The sequence below is a fragment of the Synechococcus elongatus PCC 11801 genome (assembly GCF_003846445.2).
Lineage (GTDB): Bacteria > Cyanobacteriota > Cyanobacteriia > Synechococcales > Synechococcaceae > Synechococcus > Synechococcus elongatus_A.
The window spans coordinates 2,224,223-2,244,933 of record NZ_CP030139.2; the positions used below are offsets into that span (position 1 = coordinate 2,224,223).

Consider the following 20,711-nt stretch of genomic DNA (forward strand, 5'->3'; position numbering starts at 1 on the left):
AGAGACAGACGCCTGTTCGTCAGGGTGCTGCAACAGCTGAGGTGCTGGGTTTCTCGGAGCTTGCCAAATGAAAGACTTTTTCGTCAATGTCCTCCGCTACCCGCGCTATTTCATCACCTTTTTGCTGGGCATTTTCTACTCGATCTACCAGTGGGTGCGTCCCATGGTGCGGAATCGTGTAGCGGCATTGGCATTGCTAGGCTTCGGCGTTTCGACCTTGGCCTTCGTTAGCTTGACCCTAAAAGCGATGTTGGGTCAGGCGATCGCGACCCCCAGCAGTTTGGGCGGTTAGGCTGGGACAGAGAAGCAATCACCGCAAAGCAGGCAAAGAGGGCGAAAGACGATGGCAACCAATCGTCGGGTAGAACGAGTCGCGTCACTGATTAAGCGCGAAGTCAGCCAAATGTTGATGAGTGGCATCAAGGACGATCGCGTTGGGGCGGGCATGGTCAGCGTCACCGATGTGGTGGTGTCGGGCGACCTGCAACACACCAAAATTTTCGTCAGCATTTACGGCACGCCCGAAGCGAAAGCCGAAACGATGGAAGGGCTGCGATCGGCTGCTACCTATGTTCGTAGTGAGTTGGGGCAGCGGGTTCGGTTGCGCCGCACGCCGGAAGTGATCTTTGTGGAAGACAAAGGTCTGGAGCGCGGTACCCAAGTGATTTCGCTCTTGGAGCAACTCAGTCGCGAGCGCGAAGCCCGCGAAGCAGCTCAAGCCGCCGCTGCTGTTGTGGACTCGGCTGAAGACGCTTGAGCGATCGCTTCCTACCGGATTGGCAGCGGCTCAGCCTAGAGCAGCAAATTGCGCAGTTGTTGGTAGTGCGCACATCAGGCGCTTATTTCGATAGCCAGATTGCCTATCCGCAGTACGAAGCCCCCCGCGATCGGCTCCAGCATTGGATTAGCGAGCTGGTTGTTGGTGGTGTCATCCTGCTGGGTGGAAATGCCGCTGAAGTGGCGCTGCGCTGTCAGCAACTGCAAGAGTGGGCAACCATACCACTGCTGATAGCGGCAGATATTGAGGAAGGAGTCGGTCAGCGCTTTGCGGGTGCGGTGCAGTTTCCGCCTCCCCTGGCTCTGTCTGCGATCGCATCTCAAGATCCCGATCGCGCTCAACAGTTGGCTCGATCGTTTGGTGAAATTACAGCAGCGGAAGCGATTGCGATCGGCTTGAACTGGATTCTTGCGCCGATTGTTGACATCAACAACAATCCCGCCAATCCCGTTATCAATGTCCGTGCCTTTGGTGAAGATCCGGAAACGGTTAGTCAACTGACGACTGCATTTATTGCTGGGGCGCAGCAGTTTCCCGTATTAACGACAGCGAAGCATTTCCCCGGACATGGCGATACGGCGACGGATTCACATCTGGAATTACCAATCATTCCCCACGATCGGTCGCGGCTAGATGCGGTGGAATTGCAGCCATTCCGGCAGGCGATCGCGGCTGGCGTGGATGCGGTGATGACGGCGCATTTGTCGATTCCAGCGCTCGATCCAGACTATCCAGCCACACTGTCGCCCGCTGTTTTACAAGGATTGCTACGGCGCGATCTAGGTTTTGAAGGCTTGATTGTCACTGATGCATTGGTGATGCAGGCGATCGCAGCGCATTACGGACCAGGAGAAGCCGCTCGCCTTGCTTTTGAAGCTGGTGCGGATATTTTGCTAATGCCGGCTGATCCAGAAGCAGCGATTCAAGAGATCGCGGAAGCTATTTGCGAAGGTCAGATTCGCTACGATCGCCTTGAGGAGTCGCTAGCACGGATTTGGCGAGCGAAGCAGAAAGTCTGCGGTGCGCGGCCTGCTTCATTCTTACCTCATGCTTGGGAACAGGAACCTGCGATCGCGATCGACCTCGAAGCAGTTTCCCAACTAAAATATTGGGCGATAGCAGCAGAAATCCTAACAGCATCGCAGGAGCACCAAGGTCAGCCCCTCGCTCTGCAATCGGGTATCAATTTGATTGTGGGCGATCGCCTTTGGCAAGCCCCTTATTTGAGTGGAGCAGCTCCAGCGCGACAGCTGCCCAGTGACCACAGCCTCCAAGTACAGATTTGGGATACCGAGACGGGCACCACTCCAATCCTGACTCAGCCAACGCTGGTGCAGTGGTTCATTCGCGGCAATCCATTTCGGGGCAGTGCGGGTGCTAAACAAGTGGTAGAAACGCTCTTGCAACAGCTTCTCGACCAGGACCAGTTGCTAGGGCTCGTTATCTACGGCAGCCCTTACATTTGGCGGCAGTGGCGATCGCGGCTTTCAACCGAGTTACCTGCCATCTTTTCCTTTGGACAGACAACGCAAGCCCAAGCGATCGCATTGAACGTAATTTTTCAATCAACTGATGCATTAAAAAGTGAAGAGTTCACAACTTAAATTACATCGCTTGACTGTTGTCAAGGTATGCTGACTATCTAACCTTGGTATCTGGTTCACATATTAATGGCTTGAAATTAACAGGTAACAGTAGAAAATTATTGTCCTATGATTTTATTTATCTTGAGTTTTCTGGCTTTCTTTGATTACGCTCTTTATGTCCAATACAGTTGTAGCTACAATAGCCACAATCATTCTTGGGACAAATTAATTTACCACAATAATGACAATTAACATCTTTGCCAATTATTAGGGGCGAGTAACCACACTTACCTTTACCTTGAATCGTTCCACCACAAAAAGCAAGAATTGTAGTTGGATGATAATCTTTTTCTGAAAATTTTCCAGTCAAAAGACCTTTTCCATCAAATTTAAAGATTTTAAATCCAGTCAATTTTAATCTGTTCTTATTATTCCAAACGGTACTTAAGGTTTGACAAAATTCACTAACAATATTTAATGGGTAATAAATTTTTAAAGGATTAATATCATTACCAGAGACAGCTTTATTTAAGTTTAGAAAATACAGCAATTGATTTGGATGATAACTGTTATTATTGGTTGATAACATAATCAAGAAATGCCTAAGTATAGCTATAAAGATATGGGGTAATTTTAAACTTTCTTTATTTGATCGATATAGTAGCTGAATAAAAGTCTGCTTCCAGGATGGAACATTATCCTGCCAAGATGCAGGAATGGAACGGTTTGCATAAATAAAGATAGGGATGTAGTAATCAATCTGGTTTTTATTCAAAATTAATAAATCATCATAGGATGGAATCTCATCTTCATGCAGATCAAGAAATTGAGTGGCAATATTGATTTGCTCTTGATAAAATGTGGAACAGTAGTCGAATAACCAAGGGGGTAGATAAGTTTTCGGGTCAGTTCTTGTCATATCTAGCCTAATAATATCATTTCTGAAATCTTGATTGAGGCTTTGCAATTGAGAGTTACTTAATTCTCCCAAATATTGAGGATCTTGTATCTTAAATGGAGCACCATCACTATTCATAAATTCTAATTTAAGATAAGGAGACAGAACTGCAGCAATAACTACATCCTTACCTCGATTTTTTTTGAATTCAGGGATACAAAATTCTGAATAGATATCTGAATTTATTGTCTGACGAGAGTTTTTGATATCAATTAATTTTGATAGATTATTTTGGCTAATACAAATATCAGCTTTTTTCCATTCTATGCTCTTATTATTTATCTGATGAATAGCTAAGTCTTCTACATTGGATCCTAAATTTCGATAAAAATATTGAACAAGTTTTTCTGCTCCTCTTGCTGAGAGCATTTTTGCCTTCTCAAAATCAATCCTTGTTCTATTCCCCCATAGGTCTGCTAGTTCTTTGTCATTAGAATCAAAATCGTAGAGATTTCTATAATTGTTACTAATATATTGACTATAAGGATAGCTAGAGCTTTTAAATCTTTCTACTAGTTCAAAAAAGTCAGAGTATCTTTTTGTGATCAATTGCTGTTTGTACTCTAGAGGTGAAACATCCCAAAAGGATCCACGATACTGTAAGTTATTTTTTAGATAAGCAACCTTATACCAAATATTAGATCTCTCTTCATCCGAGCAGTGATCTAGAAAGGTAGTTAAGTCATTAATCAAGGTTTTAGATAGCTTTAAGTTTTCCGAATTATCTAGAATCTTTTGGACTACATTCATGTATTGATTAAAGTTATAATCTCTCAAGCAGCTATGTAACTTACAGCTCTCTAGAAAAGCACTTGGATGATATTCAAGTGCTCTATCGAGCAAAGTTTTAGCTTGACCTGCTTCTAGAATCTTGATCTTATCTAAGATAAACTTAATAGCATCTTGTGTATTTACATAAATTAAGTAGAGTTTGAGAAGCTGAGAGATGACGTCAAAGTCATGAGAAGAGCAAATCGTATCACTTATCTCTGACCACAACTTGCCTTTTGTATCTTCATCAACAGCCAATAGATTACTTTCAATAAATTGAATATATTGTCTAAAACTTATCTCTTTGAATCGAGCACGAAGCTCATCAGATATGAGAAATAAGTATTGACAGCCTTCATAAATTAATGAAAGTAAATCAATGGCGTCTTGGGTATCTAGATGTTTAATCTTAGCAAGGATATACTGAACTGCCTCACTGTCATCAACTATCGATAGGTAATGACACATCAAATTTATTGAAACTTGATAGTCGCAAATATCACAGAAAAACCTAACAGTACCTTTTGGAACTTGACCAACATCAACTAATTTTAAATCTGCAGCATGATTATTTTTGATATAAAATTCAACGATCTTTCCTTTGAGAGACGGATCGATTGTATTAATTTCAAAAGTGATATTGTCATTTGAAATGAGCTTTCTTAGGGCTGTAACAAAACCCAGCTTTGTAGTTAGTCTAATATTAGATGCTTTTCTTTTTGGAGTTTTTCCCTCTTGAAGATCATGAATATCAAACTCAACTAAGTATCCCTTCCCATTTTTTTTATCCGTTTCAAGGAAATTTTATAATTCGAGAGGGATGTCTTTTCTAAAGAACTTTACATCTTTTTCTTGACTATCAACAGTAATATAGCCAAAGTCATTAATTCTGCCAGTTTTATTGTTTTTTCCCCCGAACCACAAAATTTTTCCGGTGACCATCACTCGGCTTTTCTAGCGACGTTCCTAGTTTAGTTGATTTTTACACAAGGTTTTCATTAATCAAACTCAAAAGTCTAAGGTCTTTATTAGCTTTGCACCAGTGAAGGTCGAAGCTTTCACCACCTAGTTACATCGTTAGGCTGTTATGAGGTGGTGCCGGTTTTAGTTGGCGTTGGGCTTGCGATCGCCAGGTCACAGCAAGAACGCTGCCGATTAGCGAATGCATAATGCCTGAAATAGCGCCGACGGCTGAAGCGAGGGGTAAAGCCGGAAAAGTTTGTCGCGCCAAAATAATCGCTAAACCGGAATTCTGCATTCCCACTTCGATCGCGATCGTGCGGGCGATCGCTTCTGAATAGCCGCAAAGTTTGGCAAACCCTAACCCCAGCGCAAAACCCAAACTATGCAGCAGAAAAACACCCAGCAACATCTGCCCACCCTGCTGCAAAATTGCTTCCGCATTCGCTGAAAACGTCGCGGCACAAATCAGGCAAACGCCTACCACTGATAGTAAAGGCGCGATCGGCAAAACCTGACGGACTAAGCGCGGTGCCCAACGATTTAAGGCAACCCCGATCGCGATCGGTAGAATCACCACTTGCAAGGTTTGGGCAAACAAGATCCAGCCATTGACCGGCACATAGGAACCCGCCAAAAACTGCGTCAGCAACGGCGTCAGAATCACCGCCGCCAAGGTCGAAGTCAGCGTCATCACCACCGACAGCGCCACATCTGCCCGCGCAATGTAGGTGATCAGGTTAGAAGCAGTACCCCCTGGACAGGTGCCGACCAAGATCAAACCAACAGCTAGTGCGGGAGGTAAGCGCAATGCTGCGGCGATCGCCCAACCCAAGAACGGCATGATTAGGTACTGGGCGCAAAAGCCAGTCAACACCGCCCTTGGCAAGCGTCCGACCCGCCGAAAATCATCGAGACTCAGGGTCAGACCCATGCCCAGCATGATCAGGGTCAAGATCAAGACCGGCAGATTGCCTTGATTCAACCCAATAAAAATTTGTGGCCAGCGCAGCGCGATCGCGCCAATCAAAAGCAGCCAAAACGGGAAAAGATTGGTGAGTTGATCCGCCATGACGCTCCGCAGATGCTGATGCTGGTTTGAGCCTGAGCGAATCTCAGTCGATCGTCAAGCGATTAGGCGGAGGGTCAGGGTAAGAATCGCGACAATAGAGAGCGATCGCTATTGTTCAGGGCCTGTCATGACTGCTGCTGCTCCGAATCGCTCCCGTCGTCGCCTGTTGCTCGGCCTGTTCGGGGCTGCGGGCAGCGCGGGGTTGTTCTTGCTCTGGCGCCAATCGCGATCGCCCATTGATGAGGTGGACAATCCTTTGCAGCTCAGTGAGGCGGAATGGCAGCAGCGACTTGCGCCTGCAGCCTATGCGGTGCTGCGGCAAGCTGCAACTGAACGTCCCTTTAGCAGTGCACTGCTTGGTGAAAAACGGATCGGACAATACTGCTGTGCAGGCTGCGAACAACCGTTGTTTGAGTCCAGTGCCAAATATGACAGCGGTACGGGCTGGCCGAGTTTTACAGAGGCGATCGCGGGCAGTCTGGGCTTCCAGACCGATTACAAACTAGTCGTGCCACGGACGGAATACCACTGCAGTCGTTGCGGTGGGCATCAGGGACATGTCTTTAACGATGGACCAGCTCCGACCGGTAAACGCTTTTGCAACAACGGTGTCGCGCTGACTTTTATACCTGCAACTGATCAGGGCTGATCAGGACGCCGGACTACGGTGGCGGCTGGGGCAGCATCACTTACAGGCAGCGGAGGAAGTGATTTGAGTTCTGCGACTTGCTCTTGCAGTTCTCCCGTGGAGGACAGCAGCTGTCCCAAGCTGTTGATCAGCCGCCGAATGTTCTCGATCACGGCTGGATCGCCGGTGAGGCGATTGAGATCTGTAGTGATTTTCTGGGCGTTCTGGAAGGTGATGCGGGCAGAATCGAGCGTCTGCTGCAAAGTCAGCAGATTCTCTGGTGAGTTCAGCGCCGTCGAAACATCGCGGAGATTGCGCGAAGCTACCGCTAAATTGGCCGATAGTTCATTGAGGTTGTCGACCAGCTTGCCGCTGTTGACCTTATCAATGGCTGGCTCAAGATTCGTCAGAATCTGCTGCAGGTCTTGGCTGGAGCTTTCAAGGCTCGTCAGCGTGTTGCGCACGGATTGCCGATTTTCTGCGATCGCGGCTTCCACTTCGCTAGCAGCACCTTGAGCAGCGGCCAGTGTCTCGCGTAGCGGTGAAATTTCTTGCTGAAGAGAGGTGCTGAGCTGACGAATACTGCGGGCGGCTTCCCCTGCGTCCTGTCCTGTCTGATTGAGTGTCTCGACTAAGTTGGCCTGCTCAATCTGCGCCATGAGCGTGGCGATCGAAGTGACAATGCTGGCGAGATTTGCCGACTGCACCCCTTCCACTTCACTGCCATTACACAGGATCAAGTTGGGATCGCAGGTCGGCGATCGCGGACTGGTTTTGGCGAGCACCTCAGGGGAAATGCTACGCTTCGGTTCAATGGTCAGGTTGGGATTGCCCAAGAGTGACGAGATTTGGGCTGAGATGACGGAATCGCGGGGGATGACCAGAGTGGCAGGCTCAATTTGAATGCGGACTTTAACGCTATTGCTCTCTGCTTGAATATCAGTGACCTGTCCCACTTGAACCCCGCGATAGATCACGGGGGTGCCTACTGTTAGCCCAGCAGTGTCCTTAAACTTCACGGTCACTGAGTAGCGATTTTGATTGAGACTGACGCCGCGCAGCCAAAAAATTAAGCCGGCTAGGGCGCCGACCCCGGCAATGAGCATGAGGCCAACGCTGCCTTCTCGGACAATTCGCGATCGCATCGCTGTTGTTCCTCCGGTTGATCGACGCTAGGTCGCGACTTGAATGGGACCGTCGATACGACCACTCAGGAATTGACGCACGTAGATGTTATCAGTCTCGTCTAGCGCTGCGGCAGACCCCTGCCAACAGACTCGTCCTCGGTAGAGCAAGATTAGGCGATCGGCTGTGCGGCGGGTTGTGCTTTCTTGGTGTGTGACAACCACGTAGGCCGCTTGGGGCTGTTGTTCTTTCAAGCTCCGCATCAGGTCTTCGACCACCGTTGAGGCAATTGGGTCTAGCCCAGCAGTCGGCTCATCATACAAAATCAGCGATCGCCCGCCGGTCTCTTCCAAGAAGGTGCTGATAATGGCTCGGGCAAAACTCACCCGCTTGCGCATCCCACCCGACAGCTCCGAGGGCATTAGGTGGGCGATATTCGGAAGTCCCACACTGTCGAGACTATGGGCAACATAGCGCTCAATTTCTGCTGGGGTCAGGTTTGTGTGCTGATAGAGGTAGAAGCCAACGTTCTCGCCCACTGTCAGCGAGTCGAACAGGGCTGCCTGCTGAAAGACCAAGTTGATGGGGAAGGGATTGGGTTGTTCAGTAATCGGAGCGGTTCGCTGTTGCCCTGCCACCCAGACCTCGCCGGAGTCCGGCAAAATCAAGCCGCTAATAATCCTGAGGATGGTGGACTTACCCGTTCCCGAGGGACCGAGAATGCCGATCGCCTCTCCGGGATAAATACTGAGATCGACCCCATCTAGGACAACTTGGTTGCCAAAGGCTTTGCGGACATTGCGAAGCTCGATTAGCGGCTCAGCATCATGACAGCTCGACATTAACTTGGCTGCAAAGATTGCCCATATTTTAGGTGGGGTCGCGACAGATACCTGCGTTCAGTGAAGAGCAATGGTCGATCTCAAGTGGAACCCAAGCTCAGCCCGCAGGCTAAGGGATTGAAAAAGTAACCCGTTACCTTCGACAGGTCGCAGAGCTGCACGTACGATCGTGGTCGTGGGCAGCCTGTCTACACCTCCGCCTCTCCCAACTCGACGGAGAGTTTGGTCAATGCACGCAAAAGCTAGGCATCTTCTGTGGATAAAGTCACTCTCCAGCGAATTGCGACCCAGTTCCGACTTTTGGGCTGGGGGATTTTTTGGACGCAAATCACCCTTGCCGTCGTCGCTTTTGGGGTGTTGATGTTCAACAACCTAGGCCGTGCCCTGACCCGCGATCGCATTGTTGGCTTAGGGCCTGGTCTCTCGATGACCTCACTGGCCTTGGTGGCCTTGGCTTACACCACCTACCACGCCTTTCGCTACGTCCAATTGGGTCAGCGCTTGAATGGCGATCCGCTCCGGCGACCGAGCCGCGCTGAAACCCGAAATTTTGTAGTGCGTGGCATTTGGGTGAATGCGGCAGGTTTGCTGATTGCAGTCTTGGGCTATCAAGCCCTTGCCGGTAGCCTGACCTTCCAAGCCTCGATGCAGCAGCCTGGCTTTACCGGTCTCAATAACCAGATGGGGAACAACGCGATTACGTCGCTGGAAATGTTTTCCATGCTCTCTAATACCCAAGTGCTGACAGGGCACGTGCTCTCACTATTTGTCAGTCTCTGGCTTCTGCGCATTCTGTCCCAAGGCGCCAACCGCTAGGCAACATCTGACCCCTCTGGGAGACCTTGGCTACGTCATCTCTATGACCCACGAACTGGCGTGGGATCGCACACGGCGATCGGAGAGGCGTGTAATAACATAGAGGCCACTCCCCGAGACCCCTATGGCTAGCAAATCGGACGCGATCGCTCCAGAGAAGGAAAAAGCCCTAAATCTTGTGCTCAGCCAGATTGAGCGCAACTTTGGTAAGGGTGCCATCATGCGCCTTGGCGACGCGGCGCGGCTGCGGGTCGAAACGATTCCCACGGGGGCGCTGACCCTTGATCTGGCGCTGGGAGGTGGTTTGCCCAAGGGTCGGATTATCGAAGTTTATGGCCCCGAAAGCTCGGGTAAAACCACACTCACCTTGCATGCGATCGCCGAAGTTCAAAAGCAGGGAGGCATTGCTGCTTTTGTGGATGCTGAACACGCCCTTGATCCGGTCTATGCCACAGCCTTAGGGGTCGACATCGATAACTTGCTGATCTCTCAGCCCGACACTGGCGAGATGGCACTGGAAATTGTTGATCAACTGGTGCGCTCGGCAGCAGTCGACATTGTGGTGATCGACTCAGTTGCAGCCCTCGTTCCCCGCGCTGAAATTGAAGGGGAAATGGGTGATACCCAAGTGGGTCTGCAGGCTCGCTTGATGAGCCAAGCGATGCGGAAAATCACTGGCAACATTGGCAAATCAGGCTGTACGGTCATCTTCCTGAACCAGTTGCGCCAAAAGATCGGCGTCACCTACGGTAGCCCTGAGACGACGACCGGTGGCCAAGCCCTGAAGTTCTACGCGTCTGTCCGTCTGGATATTCGTCGGATTCAAACCCTAAAAAAAGGAACGGAAGAATACGGTACCCGCGCCAAGGTCAAGGTTGTCAAAAACAAGGTGGCACCACCCTTCCGCATTGCCGAATTTGACATTCTCTTCGGCAAAGGCATTTCTACCCTCGGTTGTTTGGTCGATTTGGCCGAAGAAACTGGCGTGATCCTGCGTAAGGGCGCTTGGTACAGCTACAACGGCGACAATATCGGCCAAGGTCGCGACAACACGATTACTTACCTCGACGAACATCCCGACTTCCGAGCAACGGTCGAGCAGCAAGTGCGTGAAAAATTAGCTCTCGGTGCCCAAGTCTCAGCCAATACGGTTGGGGCTGCTCCTGCTGCGGTGACAGCCGACGAAGACTAAAGCAGGCGTTAGCCCCATCATTGCCGACTTCATCGACCGATGGGAACGATGCCCGTTTTGCCCATTGGTTGAGCCTGCACTCATCACCTAAAGCAAAAGTCCCCAATCGCTGACTGGGGACTTTAACACTTAAGGCACTAATGAGTAGCAGTGATTCAAGCGAGTGATCGCAGCTGAATCTAGGCTGCTTCCGTGGTTTCCGTGCCTTTTTCTTCGTTACTTTGGCTATTGGCAAACGGAGATGGGCGACGACCCCGGCTGCGCAGGTTCCGTTTCCGGAACTTACGAGCATAGGCTTCGTTACGGAGAGCTTTTTCTTTTTTCAGGTTGCGGCGCTTCGCCATGGTGACCTCTCGCGAAAGAACGGTGCGGACTGTCTAACAAAACCGACAGGGGCAAGGGGCTTAGATCGTGGCGATCGCCCAGCCATGCCCACACGAACGCAGAATGACTATCTTATCATCCTTGTCCATGTGTTGATTCCGTAGAAACTTAAGAGCGACTAACGATGCCTGACCACTGTACTTGCCGCTGATTACTGCGGCGATAGGAGAAGAAGCGGGTTTCATCTTGGAAGGTGCAGTGCGGCGCGATCGCGATTTGATCGTCCTTCAATCCCAACTGCAATAGCTGCTGGCGGTTGACCTGACGAACATCCAGTCGCAGGCGATCGCGATCGGGATCCGGCAAGACGGCAGGCGAGGATCCCGCCAAGAACGGTTGGGGATCCGTGAGCGTCGGTTCTAGCGATTGCAGCGTTTGCAGGGCCACCTGCTGCTCGACTTGATAGACTTCACCGGCGATCGCAGGGCCGAGGGCAACGCGCAGATCCTCCGGTTGACTACCTTGCGCAAGAAGCTGTTGCACTGCAATACGCAAAACACCAGCAGCAGTTCCCCGCCAGCCGGCATGAACGGCGGCAACTTGACCCTGCTGAACATCAGCGACTAAAGCAGGGGTGCAATCGGCAGAGCAGACCCAAAGCGATTGGCCAGCTGCTTCGCTGTAAAGGCCATCGGCTTCGGAGAGCGGTGACGCGGTATGTGGTGCGATCGTGGCTGGTAAGACCGTGTTGCCGTGAACTTGTTTGACGCGATGGACAGAGGCTTGTGGATTCAGGAACGGTTGAAGCTGATGGGGTTCGGCTGGTGCAAAGGTACGGGTAAAAAAGCCATGCTCAAAGTCAGCCAACAATTGGCAGCGAAGATAAGTTCCTGCTGAGGTGTCTTGCCAAAACCAATGGTCAACGTCTGCAATCATGGCAATGAACTTGAGCCGTCAGAGTCCTGTTGTCCAGCCTAGCGAATGGTTTGTTTGAATCTCCAACAGCAAGCTCAGCAAGCCGGACTGCGCTATAACATCCGGACAATCGCCGTCACAGATTCCACCAATGCGCAGCTGTGGCAGCAGGTTGATCGCCATGATCAGGTGCTGATTGCTGCGCAACAGCGAGCCGGACGAGGACAGCAGGGACGGAGTTGGTTGTCGCCCTTGGGTGGCCTCTATCTCTCCTTGGGACTCAGTGTCGATTTACCCGCAACAGAATCGGCGCGCTTGATGTTTGGATCTGCTTGGGGCGTTGCGCAAGCGCTGCGATCGCAGGTTCCGGTTCAGTTGAAATGGCCGAACGATCTGGTGCTGTGCGATCGCAAACTTGGAGGAATCCTGGTTGAAACTCGTCTGCAGGGCGATCGCTTGCGAGAGGCAGTGATTGGTCTGGGCTTGAATTGGAATAATCCAGTTCCTGAGACGGGTATTGCCCTCAGTCGCGTGACGACTGCTTGGGCAGACTTGCCAAATCTAGCGATCGCAGTGCTTCAAGGACTACAAGCAGGTTTGGATCGGTGGTTAGTCGCTGAGTGGGAAACATTACTACCCCAATACGATCAATGGCTCTATCGGCGCGGCGATCGCTTTGAGTGGGAACAGCAGACCATGACCTTGATTGGTATTGATCCCAGTGGCGGGCTGCGACTGCGCGGGTGCGATCGTGACTATTGTGTTCAGCCCGGTGAGCTTAGTCTCTGGCATCTGCTCCGTCATGCTGAAACTGAGCCATCAATACGCCAATAACGGGATCGAGTTTTTACACTGGGAAAGCTTGCTAATTTTGGGACTCAATTCTCAGAGGCAAGTGCTGCATTTTGTCGAGGCCCCTGTGAATCGCCCGTTCTCCTCTACATTGGCTGCCCTGCTCAGTGCTACAACCGTGCTGATCGGAGTTTCAGCCCCCTCGGGTCAGGCACAGTCAGTCCCCACTCCAACGACCCCCGAAGCGCTCCCGAGTCTACCCGATGATTTGCGGCTACGCCCCTCACCTCAGCCGGGGAATGATCTCGGAGAAGTGCGGTTACGGCGCGACAATCCTGAAGCCTTCCCGCAGGTAGATTTGCGAGCGCGGCTGCGATCAGCCTGTGGTAACCCAGAGTTTGCCGGCGCGCTCTCACCGCGAGAATGTCAGCAAGCGGAGCAGAACAGTAATACGGCAATCACCACTGGCGGGGAGCTGCAAATCGACCCGATTACGGGCGAGGCAGTACCGAACTTGGGTCGCCTCCAGCCGCCTTCGACGAATCCGCTGTCTGTAGCGGTTTCCTACCTCGGTCGCCAGCTCGGCAACACGTTGAATGTGGCGCAATACTTGAACCGCACGGCGCGACCCGATGGCATTCAGAACAATGGCGATCGCCAGCTTCTTTTTCCCCTGAGTGTCCGCGCTGCCATTAGCTCCACCTTTGGCTGGCGCGTGCATCCGGTGTTTGGCGACTATCGCATGCACACGGGCACCGACATCGCTGCTCCGATGGGAACGCCAGTCGTCGCTGCTTTCTCTGGGACCGTGGCGATCGCAGACTTTCTGGGTGGCTACGGCCTGACGGTTGTCTTGAACCATCAAGACCCGCTGCGGGAAACCCTCTACGCTCACCTCTCAGAAATCTTTGTCCGTCCCGGCGATCGCGTCAAACAGGGCGAGGTCATTGGCCGAGTTGGCATGACGGGCACAGCCACAGGACCACACCTGCACTTTGAGCTACGCGAACCTCGCGGTGGCAGTTGGGTTGCTGTCAACAGCGATAACCAGCTCCAGCAGGCGCTGGGCGGTATTTTTGCCACGCTGCAAGGCTCAGAGACCCAGAACGACAATCAGCTCGCTCTGCTGCTCAGCAAGCTTCTCCAAGTCTTAGAAAAACCGCAAGGCTAGCAACCCGTAACGTGCGATCGCCCAAGCAAAAGCGGACGACCCGAAATCTTGAGCCGTCCGCCTTTTAGGTTGTGGTTGTCAGATGTAGCTTAGGCTTCGCGGTTCAGCGCCAGCTCTACCATGCGGAACTCTTTCTCGAGACGCTTCTTCAGCTTCTCGGGCACCGGTCTATTGGGATAGGAGCTGTAGTGACCAGCCAAGCTATTCAAAGCGGTTTGCATGGTCGTGAAGGAGGACAGCCCTGAAACACGACTGTCGCGGCGGTAGCGTGAGGCAAAATCATTGATCAGTTTGCGGGCTTCAGCTTGAGCCGTACTTTTCTCAGGAGCATCATCTGGCAGCGTGATTGCATTGCGCAGACTCGTCACAACGGCCAGGGTGTCCTGACGATAGTTGCCACTGATTGCCGAGTCACCACCACCGGTACAAGCCGTTAAGCCAATGACGGCAACGAGCACGATCGCAAACAGGCGTGCAAGAGGGCGAGTCATAGGCGCTCCAGAAAGAGTCAGGAATTTTTCCTATCCTATCCCGCAGCGGTGAAGCGACTGGCATCAAGATGCTGGCGAATCGGGAGACTTGAGCAAGTGTTCATGACTGGTTTGCAGCTTGTCCCACAGGCTTTTAATGCGGGCATAGGCTTGATCTTGGCTGAGTTTGCCATTGGATTGCAGCCCAACAATCAGTCCTACTTGCTCTGCGAATTCTTCTAAGTTGTTGTGGAAAGCTGCTGCTTGAGGAGTCCAAGGCTCACCGCGGTAGCGTTGACGTGGATAGAGCATAACCTTGGCCAGTTCGCTGGCAGACAGAAGAGATTTGCCTCAGTCTTAGCAAGAGACTGTTCGTGTCAATTGTGACGTAAACCACTTTTGTCCAGTCTCGACAGCCCAGTCGTCTAGCGAGAGGACCGCAACCACAAGGCCACACCACCCCCGCGACCCCGTGCAGCGATCGCAGCTGGTGTGACGGAGAAATAATGAAAAAATGGCAGCTTCGGACGGGGACGCTGCTGTAGGCGATCGCGCAGCGCAGCAGGAGCTGACCGTCTCAATCTTCCTTGGATCAGAAGGCGATCGCCCCAAGCGAGTTGCCATTGTTCGAAGTCAAACCAGAGCAGATTCCGTCCTGTTTCGAACTGGCAAGGCCCTTGAAAACAGAAACGCAGCGCAGCTAGGCAAACTTGATTGGTAATTTGACCACTTTCAGCTTCGGTCCAGCGATATTCCAAAGTCGCAGGCAGGAATGAGGGCCACCGCTGCAGACGCCCTGTTTTGTTGAGCACTGCTTGCAGTTGCCACACCCCTTCTAGTGCTTCAGCGGAGACTTGTGGTCGCTGCGATCGTGCCGATCGCTCTGCAGTTAACAGTTGCTCAGCCAAGACGGCTGCATCGGATTGGAGAAGGGCTTCCCAGTCAGGGGCGATCGCGGTCATGGTCAAGTTTCCACCACAGGGCCGAGCCCCAGTTGATACAGATGTGAGCCGTAATCGGCAGCAGTAGATTCCCTGTTTCCACAGCAGTCCAGCCCAAGACAAAGCCCACGCCCGTGGCCATCAGGGCATAGGGCCATTGGCTGCGCCCCCCGAGATGGAGGCTGCCAAACAGCAAGCTGCTGATCAGGACTCCTTGCCAGTTGAGACCGATCGCCGGCAGCGCCACGCCCCGAAACAGGAGTTCTTCACTCAGCCCCGGCAGCAAGCCAATCCAGAGTAGGTCTGCCCAAGTGAGGGGTTTGAGAACGATCGCGAGGTAGAAGTCACTGCTTTGACGATAGCCGGGCCAGAGTTGATAGCAGAGCCGACTCAAGAGCAGCACCCCGATCGCCACACCCAACCCTGCGATCGCCAGTTCCGGTTGCCAGCGCCAGGGTAGCTGGGGAATCGCACCAACTCGCTGCCAGAGCTTGGCACCAATCAGTAATGCGATCGCCGTACAGGCAACAGCCAGCAAAATCTGCTGACGGCTCAACACGTCTTCGGGGGCGGGGCTCGTCATCCGCTCATGGCCTGCTGGACAGCATGGTTCAAGTATGACAAGCGGCGATCGCCCGGCGAGAGAGCCCCAGGATCAAGACCTGCTCGATAAGCTGCTAGCCAGCCTACTGCTTCCAAATGAGTCTGGACCCGCTGAACAGAAACTCCCAGATCTGCCGGTCGTAGGTCCAACGTAGATTGATTCTCCGCTACGGCCAGAATCGGAATTCCCCGTGCTGCCCAGTGGAGAATGCCGGGACCACCGATCGCACTCTCAGGGGCAACGACGACATCCACAGACTCCGGTCGCAGAGCATCGGTGATTGTCTCGCTTGCCGAACAATAGCGGGGCGCCCGACTCAGCCCCGCCAAAACACAAGGCAGGAAGGTATGCCCCAATTCTTCTGCTGCCGAGCGCGGTGAAATGCTGGTGTCTAGCGGTAAGGGCTGCAGCGCTGGTGCATGGGCGCAGGGCACTTGAAACTCTCGCACGATCAGATGACTGATCACGGCTTCGGCCCCCGCCAGTGGATCGACGCCTTGGCCTTGACGATATTCCTGCAGGGCGATCGCCCCCGGATCATCGGGAAAACGGGCGATGACAGCGATCGCCTCACACCCTGCTTTCAAGAGCTGCTCTGCCGCCCGCAGCAGACTATCGGGGCGATCGATTGTGCCCCAGGTTGATCCAGAGTCCGCCTGGCGCAGGGTCACGCCCAAAGGAGCATCCGTGATCACTGCTGCTGTCACCGCCAACCCCAGCGTGGCTTGGGCTGCTTCTGCGACCTGCTGGTGGCGAATCCGTAACTCTGGCTCGATTGCCGCATCGAGGAGTAGACCAATGCGGTTGCGATGGACAGGTTGCAGTTGCCAATCGCCCGCTGCAAAGCGATCGAGGGCATAGCCTTCCACGTAGGCGACGTTGGACAGCGGCCAGTAGAGACTCGCCCCATTCATCACATTGGGATGGGTGATCAAGCGATCGCTGACCGAGGCGATCGCCCGCGCCAAGGGCAGGGCATCACCGGCATAGCCGCCTACCGCACAGCCAATGCCGGTCGGAACAATCAGGACAGTAGTTAGCGATCGCCCAAGCATGAGGTCACCACCGCTTCTACACGCACCATCGCTCCTTCCCGAGCCGCGATCGCCCAGCGCAATGGCTGGCCATGCTGACTCAGGGTTGTCTCAATTGCTGCAATCAACTGCTGCAAATCTGACTGCCAAGGCAAGAGCACACTCAAAAACTGCGTGGTCATCAGCGCGGCTGGCCGAATTGCAGGTCGTAAAGCGCGTCTTCTTGGTGGGTTTCAATTTTCAGATCAGAGCGGGGATATGCCACACAGAGCAGCGTGAACCCTTGCTTAGCCGGTTCCGGCCCAACACCCATGGCATCTGGCTGCTCGATTTCACCACTGAGCACTCGACCAGCGCAGGTAGTACAAACGCCGGACAGGCAGGAGGAAGGCAGCTCAATTCCTGCCGCCTGAGCCGATTCCAGAATCGTCTGTTCAGAGTCGGCACTAAAGGTTTGGGACTGACCCTGATAAATGACTTCAACTTGGTAAGTAGCCATGGCGCTTCAGAAAAAAGGATGCGATCGCAACAAGATCTAGTCTGCCGGTTCAGCAACAAGAAACCGCGCCCGAATTCACTCAAGCGCGGCCTCAATCTCGGCAAAACCCTAGCCGTTTAGAGCTTCGGCTCCAGCCACAACTTCCAGCAGTTCCTGGGTAATAGCAGCCTGACGGGCTTTGTTGTAGACGAGTGTCAGCTGACCCACCAAGGCGTTGGCGTTGTCGCTGGCGCTGTTCATGGCCGTCATCCGTGCCGCCAACTCGCTGGCAGCCGCTTCCTGCAGGGCCCGCAACAGCTGATTGCTCAGGTAGAGCGGCAGCAATGCACTGAGGATTTGAACAGGATCTTGCTCGAAGATCATGTCGCGGGGTAGCGGTGCTACTTCCGAGGTCAGTTTTTCCCGCTCGACGGTGAAGCTACCACCACGGGTGGTGAGGCGGAAGATTTCATCGTCGCTGCTGGCCAAACCTTGGGGATCTAAGGGCAAGAGCGTTTGAACGACAGGATTGGAAGCGACCAAGGAAAGGAACTTGGTGTAGACCAATTCCACCCGATCGACCGTGCCCGACAGGAACAGCGACAGCAGTTCATCGGCAATGTCGTTGGCTTCCTTGGCGGTCGGGATTTGTTCCAAACCGCTGTAGGTGGCTTCGATCGGTTGGTCGCGGCGTTGGAAGTACTGAGATGCTTTACGACCGACGATCACAAAGCGGTAGTCCAGACCTTGGGCAGCCAGTTCACGCGACCGTTGCTCTGCCCGACGAATGACGCTGGCGTTGTAGCCACCGCAGAGACCGCGATCGCCCGACACAACTAGCAGCGCGACAGTTTTGACTTCACGACGCTGTAGCAGAGGCAGGTCAGCATTTTCAAATTGCAGTCGCTGTTGCAGACCGGCCAGCACTTGAGCGAGGCGATCGGCAAAAGGACGGGTACTGAGAACCTGTTCTTGAGCCCGGCGCACCTTGGCGGCTGCCACCAGACGCATGGCTTCGGTAATTTTTCGGGTGTTGCGAACCGACTTGATGCGATCGCGAATCGCCTTGAGGTTTGCCATGAGCTTCTCCAAAAAGCGGCGCTGCCCAGCAAATCAGGCAGCGCCAACCAGTGTGTGAACGACTAGACAGCAGCCAAGATGTTTTTCTTCACTTCCGCGATCGCTTCTTTCAGCAATGCTTCGGAAGCGTCATCGAGTTGCTTCGAGCTTTGAACTTTCTCGATGAACTCAGGCTTGCTGGTCTTCAGGTAGGAGCGCAGTTCAGCCACAAAAGTCGTGACTTGGTTGACCGGAATCTCGTCGATCAGACCTTTCACACCGGCGTAGACCACTGCCACTTGTTCTGCCAAGATCAGCGGCGAGAACTGAGGCTGTTTCAGCAGTTCGCGCAGACGCTGGCCGCGAGCCAGTTGGTTTTGTGTGGCTTTGTCCAAGTCGGAAGCAAACTGAGCGAAGGCCGCCAGTTCATCGAACTGAGCCAGCTCCAGCTTCAGCGTGCCAGCAATCTTCTTGATTGCTTTGGTCTGAGCTGCTGAGCCCACCCGGCTGACCGAGATACCGACGTTAATTGCCGGACGCAGACCCGAGTTGAACAAGTCAGAAGACAGGAAGATTTGACCGTCTGTAATCGAAATCACGTTGGTCGGGATGTAGGCCGAGACGTCACCCGCTTGGGTTTCGATCACCGGCAGTGCGGTCATGCTGCCGCCACCGAGAGCATCCGACAGTTTGGCAGCACGCTCCAGCAAACGGCTGTGGAGGTAGAAGACGTCGCCAGGGTAAGCTTCGCGACCGGGCGGACGACGCAGCAACAGCGACATCTGACGGTACGCCTGCGCTTGCTTGGTCAAGTCATCGTAGATGACCAAGGTGGCTTTGCCTTTGTACATGAAGTACTCGGCGATCGCGGCACCGGCGTAGGGAGCCAGATACTGCAGGGTTGCCGGTTCAGAGGCGTTTGCCGCCACGACCACGGTGTAATCCAGTGCACCCCGTTCCCGCAGGACTTCGATGATGTTGGCCACCGAGGAGGCTTTCTGACCGATGGCGACGTAGACGCAAATTACGTCCTCGCCTTTTTGGTTCAGGATGGTGTCGATCGCGATCGCAGTTTTACCGGTCTGACGGTCACCGATGATCAGCTCGCGCTGGCCACGACCGATCGGAATCATCGCGTCGATCGCGGTAATACCGGTTTGCATCGGCTCATGGACCGACCGACGCGCAATGATGCCAGGTGCCGGGGATTCGATCAGGCGGCTTTCGCTCGCAGCGATGTCACCTTTGCCATCCAACGGTGCACCCAAGGGGCTGACCACACGGCCAACCAGTGCGTCACCGACGGGAATCTGAGCAATTTTGCCGGTTGCTTTGACCGTGCTGCCCTCTTGGATGTTGCGGCCTTCGCCCATCAACACCGCACCAACGTTGTCTTCTTCAAGGTTGAGCGCGATGCCGGTGGTACCGTCTTCAAACTCCACCAACTCGCCAGACATCACCTGCTGCAGACCATAGATGCGGGCAATGCCGTCACCCACCTGCAGAACGGTACCGACGTTTTCAACTTTGACGTCTTGGCTGTACTGCTCAATCTGCTGACGAATGATGCTGCTAATTTCGTCGGGTCTGATGCTAACCATGGCTGGGTAATTCCGGTGGGGGAAGACTGCGAGAGAACGAAAAAGCCTAGGCGGCCAAACTGATCGAAATCCGTTTCAGCTGGCCCCGCAGACTCGCGTCGAGGACTTGAGAGCCAACTTTGATAATGACGCCGCCCAAAAGGTCAGCATCGACTTGACTCTCAATTTCAACACCCGCTGCGCCAGTGAGTTGCTTCACTTTGTCAGTGATCACTTGCACTTGGGACTCAGTCAACGGAACCGCTGAGGTCACGTCTGCTCGTACCACGTTGCGAAGTTGACGTAGTAGAGACTGATAGCGATCGGCAATGCCATCCAAGAAAGCGATGCGATTGCGATCGACTAACAGATTGAGGAAATTCAAGACCACAGGGTGCACTGAACTTCCAAAAATTTGGTTCAGAACCGCTTTTTTCTGACTGGAAAACAAGGTTGGGTTTTCCAATATCTGGCGCAGATCAGCAGAAGCAGCCAAAGTGGTTCGGAACAGGGCTGCATCCTCGCCAAAGCGATCCTCTAGGCCTTGTTCGCGAGCGATCGCCATCAAGGCTTCTGCGTAGGGATCAAACAGTTGAGAAGTGCTCGTCATCACAA

Annotated in this window: 24 protein-coding genes; 8 read left to right on the forward strand and 16 right to left on the reverse strand. The window is 53.0% G+C overall.

Translation table 11 applies throughout. From position 1 onward, the window contains the following. Nucleotides 1-67: 67 nt before the first annotated feature. The 3 genes from DOP62_RS11075 to DOP62_RS11085 are packed head-to-tail and all read left to right on the forward strand — an operon-like array spanning nt 68 to nt 2,382. On the forward strand, nt 68-292 hold the full coding sequence (locus DOP62_RS11075) for a DUF751 family protein (protein ID WP_208674809.1): 225 nt from the start codon (nt 68-70) through the stop codon (nt 290-292). A 51-nt stretch (nt 293-343) separates the two neighbouring features. Then, nucleotides 344-757 carry a 30S ribosome-binding factor RbfA gene (gene rbfA / locus DOP62_RS11080; RefSeq protein WP_208674810.1) on the forward strand — a complete coding sequence of 138 codons (414 nt, stop codon included), beginning with the start codon at nt 344-346 and terminating at the stop codon, nt 755-757. After that, nucleotides 754-2,382 carry a glycoside hydrolase family 3 N-terminal domain-containing protein gene (locus DOP62_RS11085; RefSeq protein WP_208674811.1) on the forward strand — a complete coding sequence of 543 codons (1,629 nt, stop codon included), beginning with the start codon at nt 754-756 and terminating at the stop codon, nt 2,380-2,382. Before rbfA ends, DOP62_RS11085 begins: the two co-directional genes overlap by 4 nt. Nucleotides 2,383-2,500: 118 nt before the next feature. On the opposite strand, the gene DOP62_RS11090 is transcribed toward DOP62_RS11085, so the two are convergent. Both DOP62_RS11090 and DOP62_RS11095 read right to left on the reverse strand, forming a co-directional pair. Continuing rightward, complete coding sequence (locus DOP62_RS11090) at nt 2,501-4,561, reverse strand: hypothetical protein (RefSeq protein ID WP_208674812.1); 2,061 nt, start codon at nt 4,559-4,561, stop codon at nt 2,501-2,503. A gap of 601 nt (nt 4,562-5,162) precedes the next feature. Then, nucleotides 5,163-6,125 (reverse strand): bile acid:sodium symporter family protein, encoded by a 963-nt coding sequence (locus DOP62_RS11095; protein ID WP_208674813.1) that lies wholly within the window; start codon nt 6,123-6,125, stop codon nt 5,163-5,165. Between the two features lie 127 nt (nt 6,126-6,252). Between DOP62_RS11095 and msrB the strand changes: the two genes are divergently transcribed. Then, entirely contained in the window at nt 6,253-6,774 is a 522-nt protein-coding gene (gene msrB, locus DOP62_RS11100) for a peptide-methionine (R)-S-oxide reductase MsrB (RefSeq protein WP_208674815.1), read from the forward strand. Here msrB and DOP62_RS11105 read toward each other — a convergent pair. Together DOP62_RS11105 and DOP62_RS11110 are read right to left on the reverse strand one after the other, a co-directional pair. After that, nucleotides 6,765-7,898 carry an MlaD family protein gene (locus DOP62_RS11105; protein WP_208674817.1) on the reverse strand — a complete coding sequence of 378 codons (1,134 nt, stop codon included), beginning with the start codon at nt 7,896-7,898 and terminating at the stop codon, nt 6,765-6,767. The two genes, msrB and DOP62_RS11105, sit on opposite strands and share 10 nt — an antisense overlap. Nucleotides 7,899-7,925: 27 nt before the next feature. Then, nucleotides 7,926-8,720 (reverse strand): ABC transporter ATP-binding protein, encoded by a 795-nt coding sequence (locus DOP62_RS11110; protein WP_208674819.1) that lies wholly within the window; start codon nt 8,718-8,720, stop codon nt 7,926-7,928. A 255-nt stretch (nt 8,721-8,975) separates the two neighbouring features. On the opposite strand from DOP62_RS11110, the gene DOP62_RS11115 reads away from it, so the two are divergent. Beyond that, nucleotides 8,976-9,536 carry a DUF3611 family protein gene (locus tag DOP62_RS11115; RefSeq protein ID WP_208674821.1) on the forward strand — a complete coding sequence of 187 codons (561 nt, stop codon included), beginning with the start codon at nt 8,976-8,978 and terminating at the stop codon, nt 9,534-9,536. Nucleotides 9,537-9,660: 124 nt separating this feature from the next. Next, on the forward strand, nt 9,661-10,728 hold the full coding sequence (gene recA, locus DOP62_RS11120; protein ID WP_208674823.1) for a recombinase RecA: 1,068 nt from the start codon (nt 9,661-9,663) through the stop codon (nt 10,726-10,728). Between the two features lie 179 nt (nt 10,729-10,907). Here recA and DOP62_RS11125 read toward each other — a convergent pair whose 3' ends face one another. Then, entirely contained in the window at nt 10,908-11,072 is a 165-nt protein-coding gene (locus DOP62_RS11125) for a hypothetical protein (RefSeq protein WP_208674825.1), read from the reverse strand. 148 nt (nt 11,073-11,220) lie between these two features. Next, on the reverse strand, nt 11,221-11,988 hold the full coding sequence (pgeF, locus tag DOP62_RS11130; RefSeq protein WP_208674827.1) for a peptidoglycan editing factor PgeF: 768 nt from the start codon (nt 11,986-11,988) through the stop codon (nt 11,221-11,223). A 45-nt stretch (nt 11,989-12,033) separates the two neighbouring features. Between pgeF and DOP62_RS11135 the strand changes: the two genes are divergently transcribed. Next, on the forward strand, nt 12,034-12,801 hold the full coding sequence (locus tag DOP62_RS11135) for a biotin--[acetyl-CoA-carboxylase] ligase (protein ID WP_208674829.1): 768 nt from the start codon (nt 12,034-12,036) through the stop codon (nt 12,799-12,801). A gap of 85 nt (nt 12,802-12,886) precedes the next feature. Beyond that, on the forward strand, nt 12,887-13,930 hold the full coding sequence (locus tag DOP62_RS11140; RefSeq protein WP_208674832.1) for a M23 family metallopeptidase: 1,044 nt from the start codon (nt 12,887-12,889) through the stop codon (nt 13,928-13,930). Nucleotides 13,931-14,019: 89 nt separating this feature from the next. On the opposite strand, the gene psb27 is transcribed toward DOP62_RS11140, so the two are convergent. The 10 genes from psb27 to atpH all read right to left on the reverse strand — a co-directional run bounded on the left by psb27 (nt 14,020) and on the right by atpH (nt 20,706). After that, complete coding sequence (gene psb27, locus DOP62_RS11145) at nt 14,020-14,421, reverse strand: photosystem II protein Psb27 (protein ID WP_208674834.1); 402 nt, start codon at nt 14,419-14,421, stop codon at nt 14,020-14,022. 63 nt (nt 14,422-14,484) lie between these two features. Next, nucleotides 14,485-14,712 (reverse strand): DUF7219 family protein, encoded by a 228-nt coding sequence (locus DOP62_RS11150; RefSeq protein WP_208674836.1) that lies wholly within the window; start codon nt 14,710-14,712, stop codon nt 14,485-14,487. Between the two features lie 113 nt (nt 14,713-14,825). Beyond that, nucleotides 14,826-15,362, reverse strand: a complete 537-nt coding sequence (locus DOP62_RS11155; protein ID WP_208674837.1) for a hypothetical protein — start codon at nt 15,360-15,362, stop codon at nt 14,826-14,828. Further along, nucleotides 15,343-15,924: a CPBP family intramembrane glutamic endopeptidase gene (locus tag DOP62_RS11160; RefSeq protein WP_208674839.1), complete on the reverse strand. Its 582-nt coding sequence runs from the start codon at nt 15,922-15,924 to the stop codon at nt 15,343-15,345. The genes DOP62_RS11155 and DOP62_RS11160 overlap by 20 nt, the downstream gene beginning before the upstream one ends. Next, nucleotides 15,921-17,000 carry a DUF3326 domain-containing protein gene (locus tag DOP62_RS11165; RefSeq protein ID WP_208674841.1) on the reverse strand — a complete coding sequence of 360 codons (1,080 nt, stop codon included), beginning with the start codon at nt 16,998-17,000 and terminating at the stop codon, nt 15,921-15,923. The genes DOP62_RS11160 and DOP62_RS11165 overlap by 4 nt, the downstream gene beginning before the upstream one ends. After that, nucleotides 16,982-17,161: a hypothetical protein gene (locus tag DOP62_RS11170; protein ID WP_208674843.1), complete on the reverse strand. Its 180-nt coding sequence runs from the start codon at nt 17,159-17,161 to the stop codon at nt 16,982-16,984. The genes DOP62_RS11165 and DOP62_RS11170 overlap by 19 nt, the downstream gene beginning before the upstream one ends. After that, nucleotides 17,161-17,478, reverse strand: coding sequence for a 2Fe-2S iron-sulfur cluster-binding protein (locus DOP62_RS11175; RefSeq protein WP_208674845.1), 318 nt, complete (start codon nt 17,476-17,478; stop codon nt 17,161-17,163). Before DOP62_RS11175 ends, DOP62_RS11170 begins: the two co-directional genes overlap by 1 nt. A gap of 108 nt (nt 17,479-17,586) precedes the next feature. After that, the gene (locus tag DOP62_RS11180) at nt 17,587-18,537 is read right to left on the reverse strand and encodes a F0F1 ATP synthase subunit gamma (protein ID WP_208674847.1); all 951 of its coding nucleotides are present in this window, start codon (nt 18,535-18,537) and stop codon (nt 17,587-17,589) included. 62 nt (nt 18,538-18,599) lie between these two features. Beyond that, nucleotides 18,600-20,117: a F0F1 ATP synthase subunit alpha gene (gene atpA, locus DOP62_RS11185; protein ID WP_208674849.1), complete on the reverse strand. Its 1,518-nt coding sequence runs from the start codon at nt 20,115-20,117 to the stop codon at nt 18,600-18,602. A gap of 46 nt (nt 20,118-20,163) precedes the next feature. Then, nucleotides 20,164-20,706: an ATP synthase F1 subunit delta gene (gene atpH, locus DOP62_RS11190; RefSeq protein ID WP_208674851.1), complete on the reverse strand. Its 543-nt coding sequence runs from the start codon at nt 20,704-20,706 to the stop codon at nt 20,164-20,166. Nucleotides 20,707-20,711 lie beyond the last annotated feature (5 nt).

Coding starts and splice junctions, on each gene's coding strand:
- DOP62_RS11075 (WP_208674809.1), top strand. CDS start 68: ATGAAAGACTTTTTCGTCAATGTCCTCCGCTACCCGCGCTATTTCATC.
- rbfA (WP_208674810.1), top strand. CDS start 344: ATGGCAACCAATCGTCGGGTAGAACGAGTCGCGTCACTGATTAAGCGC.
- DOP62_RS11090 (WP_208674812.1), bottom strand. CDS start 4,561: ATGTGTCATTACCTATCGATAGTTGATGACAGTGAGGCAGTTCAGTAT.
- DOP62_RS11095 (WP_208674813.1), bottom strand. CDS start 6,125: ATGGCGGATCAACTCACCAATCTTTTCCCGTTTTGGCTGCTTTTGATT.
- msrB (WP_208674815.1), top strand. CDS start 6,253: ATGACTGCTGCTGCTCCGAATCGCTCCCGTCGTCGCCTGTTGCTCGGC.
- DOP62_RS11105 (WP_208674817.1), bottom strand. CDS start 7,898: ATGCGATCGCGAATTGTCCGAGAAGGCAGCGTTGGCCTCATGCTCATT.
- DOP62_RS11110 (WP_208674819.1), bottom strand. CDS start 8,720: ATGTCGAGCTGTCATGATGCTGAGCCGCTAATCGAGCTTCGCAATGTC.
- recA (WP_208674823.1), top strand. CDS start 9,661: ATGGCTAGCAAATCGGACGCGATCGCTCCAGAGAAGGAAAAAGCCCTA.
- DOP62_RS11125 (WP_208674825.1), bottom strand. CDS start 11,072: ATGGCGAAGCGCCGCAACCTGAAAAAAGAAAAAGCTCTCCGTAACGAA.
- pgeF (WP_208674827.1), bottom strand. CDS start 11,988: ATGATTGCAGACGTTGACCATTGGTTTTGGCAAGACACCTCAGCAGGA.
- DOP62_RS11135 (WP_208674829.1), top strand. CDS start 12,034: ATGGTTTGTTTGAATCTCCAACAGCAAGCTCAGCAAGCCGGACTGCGC.
- psb27 (WP_208674834.1), bottom strand. CDS start 14,421: ATGACTCGCCCTCTTGCACGCCTGTTTGCGATCGTGCTCGTTGCCGTC.
- DOP62_RS11150 (WP_208674836.1), bottom strand. CDS start 14,712: ATGCTCTATCCACGTCAACGCTACCGCGGTGAGCCTTGGACTCCTCAA.
- DOP62_RS11155 (WP_208674837.1), bottom strand. CDS start 15,362: ATGACCGCGATCGCCCCTGACTGGGAAGCCCTTCTCCAATCCGATGCA.
- DOP62_RS11160 (WP_208674839.1), bottom strand. CDS start 15,924: ATGACGAGCCCCGCCCCCGAAGACGTGTTGAGCCGTCAGCAGATTTTG.
- DOP62_RS11165 (WP_208674841.1), bottom strand. CDS start 17,000: ATGCTTGGGCGATCGCTAACTACTGTCCTGATTGTTCCGACCGGCATT.
- DOP62_RS11170 (WP_208674843.1), bottom strand. CDS start 17,161: ATGACCACGCAGTTTTTGAGTGTGCTCTTGCCTTGGCAGTCAGATTTG.
- DOP62_RS11175 (WP_208674845.1), bottom strand. CDS start 17,478: ATGGCTACTTACCAAGTTGAAGTCATTTATCAGGGTCAGTCCCAAACC.
- DOP62_RS11180 (WP_208674847.1), bottom strand. CDS start 18,537: ATGGCAAACCTCAAGGCGATTCGCGATCGCATCAAGTCGGTTCGCAAC.
- atpA (WP_208674849.1), bottom strand. CDS start 20,117: ATGGTTAGCATCAGACCCGACGAAATTAGCAGCATCATTCGTCAGCAG.
- atpH (WP_208674851.1), bottom strand. CDS start 20,706: ATGACGAGCACTTCTCAACTGTTTGATCCCTACGCAGAAGCCTTGATG.